General features: G+C 51.9%; 11 protein-coding genes. 6 read left to right on the forward strand and 5 right to left on the reverse strand.

Features of this window, described 5'->3' with window-relative positions; translation table 11 throughout:
* Both NZ772_09685 and NZ772_09690 read left to right on the forward strand, forming a co-directional pair.
* Window positions 1–876, forward strand: an 876-nt coding sequence (locus NZ772_09685; protein ID MCS6813825.1) for an ATP-binding cassette domain-containing protein, incomplete at its 5' end; no start/stop codon positions are given.
* Between the two features lie 38 nt (window positions 877–914).
* The gene (locus tag NZ772_09690; protein ID MCS6813826.1) at window positions 915–1,589 is read left to right on the forward strand and encodes a 1-acyl-sn-glycerol-3-phosphate acyltransferase; all 675 of its coding nucleotides are present in this window, start codon (window positions 915–917) and stop codon (window positions 1,587–1,589) included.
* Here NZ772_09690 and NZ772_09695 read toward each other — a convergent pair.
* On the reverse strand, window positions 1,566–2,678 hold the full coding sequence (locus tag NZ772_09695; protein MCS6813827.1) for a glycosyltransferase: 1,113 nt from the start codon (window positions 2,676–2,678) through the stop codon (window positions 1,566–1,568). The genes NZ772_09690 and NZ772_09695 overlap by 24 nt on opposite strands.
* 30 nt (window positions 2,679–2,708) lie before the next feature.
* The gene (locus tag NZ772_09700; protein MCS6813828.1) at window positions 2,709–3,476 is read right to left on the reverse strand and encodes a metallophosphoesterase; all 768 of its coding nucleotides are present in this window, start codon (window positions 3,474–3,476) and stop codon (window positions 2,709–2,711) included.
* A gap of 250 nt (window positions 3,477–3,726) precedes the next feature.
* Between NZ772_09700 and NZ772_09705 the strand changes: the two genes are divergently transcribed.
* From NZ772_09705 to NZ772_09720, 4 genes are all read left to right on the forward strand, one after another.
* Window positions 3,727–4,008: a hypothetical protein gene (locus NZ772_09705; GenBank protein ID MCS6813829.1), complete on the forward strand. Its 282-nt coding sequence runs from the start codon at window positions 3,727–3,729 to the stop codon at window positions 4,006–4,008.
* 22 nt (window positions 4,009–4,030) lie between these two features.
* Window positions 4,031–4,486: a hypothetical protein gene (locus NZ772_09710; protein ID MCS6813830.1), complete on the forward strand. Its 456-nt coding sequence runs from the start codon at window positions 4,031–4,033 to the stop codon at window positions 4,484–4,486.
* A 139-nt stretch (window positions 4,487–4,625) separates the two neighbouring features.
* A complete protein-coding gene (locus tag NZ772_09715) occupies window positions 4,626–4,853 on the forward strand; it encodes a hypothetical protein (GenBank protein MCS6813831.1) in 228 nt (75 codons plus the stop codon).
* Between the two features lie 299 nt (window positions 4,854–5,152).
* The gene (locus NZ772_09720) at window positions 5,153–5,740 is read left to right on the forward strand and encodes a rhomboid family intramembrane serine protease (GenBank protein MCS6813832.1); all 588 of its coding nucleotides are present in this window, start codon (window positions 5,153–5,155) and stop codon (window positions 5,738–5,740) included.
* 19 nt (window positions 5,741–5,759) lie between these two features.
* Here the strand turns inward: NZ772_09720 and NZ772_09725 are convergent, their stop codons facing one another.
* The 3 genes from NZ772_09725 to NZ772_09735 form a co-directional block, all read right to left on the reverse strand.
* A complete protein-coding gene (locus tag NZ772_09725; GenBank protein MCS6813833.1) occupies window positions 5,760–6,617 on the reverse strand; it encodes a hypothetical protein in 858 nt (285 codons plus the stop codon).
* A gap of 26 nt (window positions 6,618–6,643) precedes the next feature.
* Window positions 6,644–7,399: a hypothetical protein gene (locus NZ772_09730; protein MCS6813834.1), complete on the reverse strand. Its 756-nt coding sequence runs from the start codon at window positions 7,397–7,399 to the stop codon at window positions 6,644–6,646.
* Window positions 7,400–7,499: 100 nt separating this feature from the next.
* On the reverse strand, window positions 7,500–7,769 hold a 270-nt coding region (locus NZ772_09735; protein MCS6813835.1), incomplete at its 5' end, for a peptidase M61.

The raw sequence follows: 7,769 nt of genomic DNA on the forward strand, positions 1-7,769 counted from the left end.
AGCGATTTCTTTCAGTTCCTTGATCTCCGTCCCCAGATGCAGGAACCCACGAATCCTAAGTGCATACCCTCAAGCCTAAGCCAAGGGATCCAATTCCATCATGTAACCTTCTACTATCCCGGTAGCGATCGCCCGGCCCTTAAGAACTTTAGCCTTACTATTCCTGCTGGCAGCATTGTGGCAATCGTGGGCAACAACGGCGCGGGTAAGAGTACCCTCCTCAAGTTGCTGTGTCGTCTCTATGACCCTCAACAAGGCCAGATTACCCTAGATGGCATCGATCTACGTTCCTTCAAAACTGCTGATCTACGGCGTGCTATTACTGTTTTGTTTCAGCAACCTGTTCGTTATAACGCCACTGCTGCGGAAAACATTGTCTTGAGTCGTCTTGCTGGTGAGGCATGGGGTGAAGAATGGTCTCACCATGTCCAAGCTCTAAAACCTGAAATTACCCAGGCAGCCCTAGCGGCAGGTGCTGATCAGCCGATCGCTCGTCTTCCCCAAGGCTACGACACCCTGTTGGGCAAGTGGTTTGCAACAGGCACCGACCTCAGTGTGGGCGAATGGCAGCGCATTTCCCTAGCCCGTGCTTTTTTGCGCCCTGCTCCCATCGTGATCTTAGACGAACCCACTAGTGCTATGGACTCTTGGGCCGAGGCAGACTGGTTGTCTCGATTTCGGGCACTAGTACAGGGTCAGACAGCGATCGTTATTACCCATCGATTCACCACAGCCATGCGTGCCGATTTAATCTATGTCATGGTCAATGGTGAAATTGTGGAATCAGGCCATCACGATCAACTCATCGCCGCCAATGGCCTCTATGCCCAGTCTTGGACAGCACAGATGGGGGGAATAGGTAAAATAGAGGTGTGAAGTGTCAGTCCTGTAGTCAAGATAGGCTGTAAGGGAGCATGAAATTCCGGTACACCCCTTTCCCAGATGTGGGTAAGCCACTGGTGCAGCAGTTAGGGATGTATCCGCGTGTGCCAGATTTCACGTGGGATTTCCTGCGCTGGTTGGGGCGATGGATGGTTGTCTTGCTATTTCATCTGCAATATCGGCTAGAGGTGCGAGGCACAGTACCCGACGGCGACAAAATTGCCCTTGTGGCCAACCATCAATCTCATCTAGATACGCCAACCGTCTTGGCAGCGTTACCCTGCAAGCAGCGACACAAACTGTGCGTGCTAGCAGCAGAAGATTACTTTTTTCAGCGGGTCGATCGTGCCCTAGCAGCCTCACTACTTGGTCAAGCAGTGGCCTTTAACCGTAATCTACACATCAGCCTGCGGGACTGGATGACACGCCTACGATCTACCCAGACTGGCTGGATGTTGCTCTATCCCAGTGGCAGTCGCAAAGCTACGGAAATTCAAGCAGGAATGCTGAAGCTATTGCTGAAAACCGGCTGGACGATCGTGCCTGTACACTTAGAGGGCACTGCTGAGGCATGGAGTATTCATGACCAACTTTGGAAGCCATTTCGGACGTTACGGATAACCTTTTTACCGGCTTATACAGGCGATGATATTGACCAACTCATGCAGCGACTGGAGCAGGAATTAACTTCCCCGCAACAGGTCTAGCTCTTGGCGAGCAGGGTCATAGGTGGGGTCAAAGGTAAGTGCTTGGGTGAAGGCAGCGATCGCCGCCTCTGGCTCGCCCAAGACCTTGTAGGTTACCCCTAACTCATAGGCTGCCCATACCGTCATAAAGTTCTGATCTACAGGTTCCTCGCGGTAATAGGTGCCCTCCTGTCCGAGTTGCAAACAGCGCTGAAAGTAAGGGATTGCCCCTAGGGCTAGATCCATTTCCCGCAGCAACATTCCTGTCAAGTGCAGCAAGGGTGGATGGTTGGGGAACCAAGTTAGTCCTCGCCGACAAATCAACAAGGCTGTTTCGTAGTCTTCTTGATAGAGCAGGTCAGAGCCAAGGGTGTAGAGCAGGGCAGGTAACCGTCCTGCCTCCGCTGGAGGATTCCCTGCAATCAAGTCTGGGGCAATGCGCTCAAAGGCTTCTGCCCAGCACGATCGCGCTTGTTCCTCCTGTCCGGTGCGTAGGTAAGCATCGGCTAAGGTCATCAATAGCAGCAAGCTTAGGGGTTCTTGGGCACGAATCCGCTCTAGCATGGGAATGTCGCGGGTGAGGTTTTTCTCTAGTAGCCGATCGTCGCTGTAGCCGTAGTGCCGAATATGCAGATTGGTGACGGGCCGAATCATCGTGTTGGGGACATCCTGATGTCGATAGGCCAACTGTTCATGGTAGCGTCCCACATAACTAAACTCTGGCAGATTCCGGAACAAACGCGGGGCTTGTAGAGGGGTAATGGGCTGACTCATTTCAATGCGAGTTAACCAATAGACTGAAATGCTGGAATCAACAGTGAGCAGGGTTTTCCAGTTAGGGTCATTGATCACTAAATCCTCGTCAGCATCTAGGGTTAGGATCCAATCACCGGTGACATGAGCAAGGGCAACGTTACGGGCAGCAGCAAAGTCGTCACACCAAGTAAAGTGGTAAATGTCTGCGCCATAGTGACGAGCGATCGCGATCGTCTCATCCTCAGAACCAGTATCCACAATCACTAGCTCATCCACGTAGGGACGCACGCTCTCTAAACAGCGGGGTAAGTTGTGTTGCTCATTTTTAACAATGGCGTAAAACGACAGGCGCATATCCTCAAACCACAGTTGTAGAAACCACAGTTATAGAACAACACGCACAATGCGGGTTAACCAACTACCATCAGGGTATAGCTCTAGCCATCGCAAACCGGGACGATGCCACGTGAGGGGAGAGTCCTTTGGCTGGTCATACTGCAAGCAGGTTGAAGGTGCTGTGAGGTAGGCAACGTTACCCCGTTGATAGTGAATGGGTTGATGAACATGCCCTGCAATCACTAGGCGCACTTGAGGATGTCGATCGACTACCTGATACAGTGCGTCAGAGTTCGTCAACACCTCTCCCATCCAGTCAGGATCGGGAACGATCGGCGGATGATGCAGGGCTACCAAAGCCGGTAAATGACTAGCGTGCAGTTGTGTATCCAGCCAGTCTAAGGTTGCAGCCGACAACTCTCCCCAGACCTTTCCCACCACAGTGGAATTGAGCAACAGCAACTGCCAGCCATCCTCCACCAAAACACGGGCCTGAGTAATAGCAACATCACCCCAGGCTTGCTGAATAGCAATGCTGCTGTCATGGTTACCAACTAAGTAGTGCACGGGGACAGCCAGCGGTGCTAATAAATGCTGGATATGGGTGTAGGATTCTGGGGTTTCATCTTGAGATAAATCACCCGTGACCATCACCAAATCTGGGTCTAGGGTCTGTGCCAAGGCTACAACTTGTCCCAGAGATGCTGCTGTGTTCATGCCCCGTAACTCTCCGTCGCCGTGGGCAAAGATGTGGGTATCTGACAGTTGAATCATGCGCATGAGTAGTGAGTAACCCGATCGGCTAGGAGTCATCATTCAGGATTCTATCCTAGCGTTGACTTGAGCTTGCATAAAGCAGATTACACTAGCTCTGCGATAACACTGTTTTTCTAATCACCCTACGACCTAGTAGTAGTCCATTGGCAATGTAGAGATGACCTATTGGCGAGACCTGCATCATCCCTTACAATCGCGATCGTGATGATTCTTTGCTTATGCCTCCTAAACAAATTCCCTAGGGGCGATCGTCTTGCTTATTCCTACACCAGCCTGCTATTCTCACCCCATGGCTAAACCCCCAAAAACCTCTACTCGTCCTATTGGCAAGCGCGTTGAGCAATTCACCCACCGTGCTTCAGAGCGGCTGTCGTCTGAAGTCGAAAAAATTGTTTATAAGGTGATGACTAATCCAGGGTTAGAGAATACAGTATCAAATGCCATTCAAAAGGGCTTGATTACATTGATTGTGCGCTATTGGCCGCTGGTGGGTCTAGGTGTTCTACTGCTGTTGATTGCCCATGCTGCTATTCTAGCGGTGGTCTTGGCACTCGTGCTTAAGACTAACTGAGGCGAGTAAATCTCACAAGGCTGTGCTGGAAGGAACTGTTCTGGATAGCGCTGCATTAACAGATGCCCTATTGCCCAATGGCTATCCCTCGCCAGAGGCCAACCCTCCAGAGGCTCAGGAATCATATCTTCCGCTAGATGCCACTAGTGATGCCACCCCAAGGGATCTGTCACTGTCCCCTCCTGTCCAAGAGGCTGCCCCCAGCACTGTACCGCGATCGTGCACCCCTCGGCAGTCACCACTACAGCTATCTTGGGCACCGCTCCTGTTTTGGTGGCTAGGGTTTAGCACCCTAGGTTATCTGCTAGCCCTGCAACAGGCAAAATTGCCCAGCTATCTGCTGGCGTTGATTGGCTCTATCCTATGGGTATTTGATGATTCCTTGACAGCATTCGTTCCGATCGTGGCTGCGATCGCTGGCTTCAGCCCTACCGATTTCAGTCGTCACCCTAGGCGTGTTCGTGCTGGTAACCCTTAGCGTGTTTATCACCCTCAAGGTAACCCTAAGTTGGAACTAGGTGCATCCCACTTAACGCACATAAGCCCTCACGCCCTAGCCCCTTCTCCCTGCCCCCCTTAGCCCCTCGCGAACGGGGGGGTGGGCGCAGGGGAGTCGGATGGAAAGTCCCTCTCCCTGCTTGGGAGAGGGATTTGGTGAGGGCTACCAAGTGGGATGCACCCGTTGGAACTTCAGTCAGTCGTTGAAGAGCAGTCTGTGGATTGGGGGTTTAGGCACAATCTTGACTCAAGTTGCAATGTGGATGTTCTATGGTGATGCTGCCTACAGTGGCGGTGGCATTGTGATTGCATTGGATACAGGTCACCTAGGCTTGATCGCAATCTAGCCACAGGGCTGATCAGTCTTGGTTCCCTAGCATGGGGGCAGTTGATGGCAGAGAGAGTCAGCAGGCGCAACGCAGTTTGGATTGTGGGCTTGGTAGCTGCTGTAGGCCTATGGTCTGGTCGCATTATCCTATCCCTAACGTAGCTAGCAATAGAGGAACGTTGTCTATCACAATCACGTCCCTGAGGGCATAGCTAACCTCACAAAGTCGTGGAGTGATTGGGAATTCTATGAAGATGGCTTGTATGGGTTAAGGTAGAACTACGCTGCTGCTTGTTGCTCACTGGAACTGACATCGCTATGCACAGAGAAAAATCAACTACGATCGCCCAAGAAATTAAAACCCAAATCGTCATCCTGGGCAGTTTTGTTGCCGTAATGTGGGGTGTGGAGATTCTAGATGCGGTTGTCTTTGGGCATCGCCTCAATGCGCTGGGTATTCGCCCCCGTAGCATCAATGGACTCTGGGGAATCTTGTTTATGCCATTTCTCCATGGCAACTTCGCTCATCTGATCGCTAACACCCTGCCATTTGTTACCCTAGGCTGGTTGATTATGCTACGTGAAACCAGTGACTTTTTTGTTGTGACCATACTATCCATGCTGGTGGGGGGATTGGGAATTTGGCTCATCGGCTCTCCCTTTTCTGTGCATATCGGTGCCAGCGGTGTTGTATTTGGTTATTTAGGTTACTTACTGCTACGGGGCTACTTTGAGCGGAGTGTAACGGCGATCGGCTTCTCAATCGTAGTCGCCATTCTCTATGGGGGCACCTTGTTTGGCCTGTTGCCTATCCATCGTGGTATTTCCTGGGAAGGCCATCTGTTTGGCTTCTTAGGAGGAGTGCTCGCTGCCTATCTCTTGGCTAAGCGTCCCACAGGAACATAGGCTGCTGTTTGTATCACTATTAACGCTGCGACCTGATGGCACCAGGTACACTAACAGCGATCGCGTCATAGTCCATAGCGGGCAACGAACGCCCATCATACACACCACACCAGCGGGCAAATAGTTGCGTTACCACAGGTCGAACTCGCTCGTCATAGGCTCCCAACTGGGCAGCGCGCCACTCGATTGGTAGCCCTAGCTCACCGTTATAAGCACCAACCAATAGCCCAGCCCCGATCGTTGTCAGTGGTTGGTCTGTACATCCTATAGCCCGTTGCAACGTTAGCCGACAGTCCTGGGGTGTGGTCACAAAACAAAACAGAGCCAACCCATAGGCCCGGTAAACCAAGGGCAGATAGGCTAGTGCCTGTTGAGCAGCCGTCAGGCTAGCACCATTCTGATATAGGGCTGCCACCGTTCTGAGCGTCTGCCTCAGTGCCGGATGATCATAGTCTGGCCAAGGATAGGCAACATCAGCGGATAGGATGCGGTGGATAGGGCTGCTGTTATGCAAAATCAATCCTACACTGTGCAGCATAATTACCTGATCCGCTAGGGGACGATCGTGGGAGTCAGACCAATGCTGGATTGCTGCTGTCAGGGCCAGTGGATTGTCCCCATAGAGCAAGATAAAGGGCACCAGGGTTGTGGGATGGATTAGGGAGGCTGATCGTCTAGATTCAGGTGGGGTAGAAGCCTGTAAAAGTGACTTGGCGATCGTCACCGCTGCGTCTTGATGAACTGACCAAAATCCTGGTGACAAGGGCTGATAACGACAAGCAGCAGATCGAGAGCACTGCTCCAGCAGCGCCTCTGCCACTAAAGCCCCCATCCAAACTCCACAAAACCGTTGCCACAGCGATGGTGTTATAGGCATGACTGACTAGCCAACTAAATTAGCCCCTAACGTGGGGATGGAGGTGCAGGTGATGGCGATGGAGACATTCCCGGTGAAGGCGCTGCCATTGGGGATGTATCAGATGGCGTACCGCTAGCAGGGGAAGGTGTTGCTGCCCCAGCTTCTACAGAAAATGGCGGAAAGTCTACCCTAGGTCTAGCTAAGCTCACGGTGCTATTGTAAGTACTCGTCCTACCCTTATTTAGCACCGTCACTGTAAAGGGAATGGTGCGGGTACGGTTACCAGGCTGCTCACAGGCACGATACAGCACTACCTGCACCTGATAACGTCCGGCAGGCGCGCCACCCGTGGGCCAGAAGATATTCTCTACTGGCCTAGTCGTCGTCGCAACACAGTCCGCATTAGAATCAACATCCAACTCTCCACCAGATGGGGACTTAGGTTCTCGGAAAAAGACCGTTTGTCCTGATGGATCCTTTACTGCTAGGTCTAAATCATCCTTCGTGCGCCAGCGCAACGTCACCTGCACATCCCCAGTTCCTAGTCTTGGCTCACCGCTGGGTTGCTCTGGACTCACACAAAACACATCCAGGTTCACCAACTGACCGGATGGAGTCCGCATGTAACACGCTAGGCGATTTTCTGAGCCACTTGGGGCAATTGGATAGCCCAGGGGACTGTTGGGGTCAGGTAACTGAGCAGTGGTAGGTTGCATCAACACCATCACTGAAGCGATCGACAATGTAACAGGAAATCGCACAGCAGACGATTGTAGCAATGGAAGCCAACGATTCAGCATAGGGTCAATGTCGGGGATCAACATCACTTGTATAACACAGGCCTATTCTTCAAAATGCCCAATTTTTATGGGGATATCAAGTTTTATGGGGATATCAAGCTCAGGCCGAGTTGTCAACTAGATGGCTTAGGGGTTGACCAAGCCAACCAAAAAATAGCTTCTCTTGACTAGGCGTAGGGTGCTGAACTGGCACAATTTCGTAACGTTTTGGTTGGGGGGCGGCTAGGGTAGCCATGCCTGTGCGTAGTTCATCCTGGTGAAACCAAGTCATTGTCACAGCATCACCAGGACTGTAGTTGCGCAGTCGATCGTCTAGTTGATCAGCTGTGACACGAAACTGGTCGATCGCCAACAGCTCATCGCCGGGGCT

This window comes from Cyanobacteriota bacterium (assembly GCA_025054735.1).
GTDB lineage: Bacteria > Cyanobacteriota > Cyanobacteriia > SKYG9 > SKYG9 > SKYG9.